The organism is Pseudomonas sp. NPDC087346, assembly GCF_044744235.1.
In the GTDB taxonomy this organism is placed as follows: Bacteria; Pseudomonadota; Gammaproteobacteria; order Pseudomonadales; family Pseudomonadaceae; genus Aquipseudomonas.
Genome location: NZ_JBIUXX010000105.1, coordinates 10327 through 11426 on the forward strand (window position 1 = coordinate 10327; position 1100 = coordinate 11426).

Here is a 1100-nt window from a genome sequence, read left to right on the forward strand (position 1 = left end):
GCCGGAGAAGTCGAAAACACAGGCCTGGCCGATAACGAACGGGCCAGCGCCGAGAATCAGGATGCTTTTAATGTCTGTACGTTTTGGCATGGGTTTGTCACTCAAATCCGCAGGTCAGTCGGCAAGCCGTCTTGATCGATTTCTGAAGCTTCGAGGGGGCCGCCGCATTCGGGGCCGCCCTCGAGGGGCTTCTCGCTACAGTCTCAAGGCGAACGCTTAGCGTCGCTTGGCCATCTCGTTGATGAAGCGGTCGAACAGTGGAGCCACATCGTTCGGGCCCGGGCTGGCTTCAGGGTGACCCTGGAAGCTGAACGCGCTCTTGTCGGTACGCTCGATGCCTTGCAGGGTGCCGTCGAACAGCGATTTGTGGATCGCCCGCACGTTGGCCGGCAGGGTCGCTTCGTCCACCGCAAAACCGTGGTTCTGGCTGGTGATCATTACGACGCCAGTGTCCAGATCCTGCACCGGGTGGTTGGCACCGTGGTGGCCGTGACCCATTTTCAGGGTTTTGGCGCCGGAGGCCAGAGCCAGCAGCTGGTGACCGAGGCAGATACCGAACACCGGAATCTCGGTTTCCAGCACTTCCTTGATGGCCTTGATCGCGTAGTCGCAAGGCTCCGGATCACCAGGACCGTTGGACAGGAACACGCCGTCCGGCTTCAGTGCCAGAACGTCGGCAGCCGGGGTTTGTGCCGGCACCACGGTGACGCGGCAACCGCGCTCGACCAGCATGCGCAGGATGTTGACCTTGACGCCGTAGTCGTAGGCAACCACGTGGTATGGCAGCTCGGAGGCTTCGATGGTCGCGTGGCTGTCGGTTTTCAGATCCCAGACAGTCGAGCGCCACTCGTATTGCTTGGTGGTGCTGACGACTTTCGCCAGGTCCATGCCTTTCAGGCCCGGGAAACCCTGCGCAGCAGCAACCGCGGCTTCTTCGGAGATGTTGTCACCGGCCATGATGCAGCCGTTCTGTGCGCCTTTTTCACGCAGGATGCGGGTCAGGCGGCGGGTGTCGATACCGGCGATCGCCACAACATTGTTGGCTTTCAGGTAATCGGACAGGGACATCGTGTTACGCCAGTTGCTCGCTACCAGCGGCA

General features: G+C 61.0%; 2 protein-coding genes. Both read right to left on the bottom strand.

All coding sequences use genetic code 11. The annotated features are described in order from the left end of the window. Window positions 1–90 (bottom strand): hypothetical protein (locus tag ACIOZM_RS30305; RefSeq protein ID WP_401221044.1); only part of this gene is annotated, 90 nt, incomplete at its 3' end. Between the two features lie 126 nt (window positions 91–216). After that, window positions 217–1100, bottom strand: an 884-nt coding sequence (gene carA, locus ACIOZM_RS30310; RefSeq protein WP_401221035.1) for a glutamine-hydrolyzing carbamoyl-phosphate synthase small subunit, incomplete at its 5' end; no start/stop codon positions are given.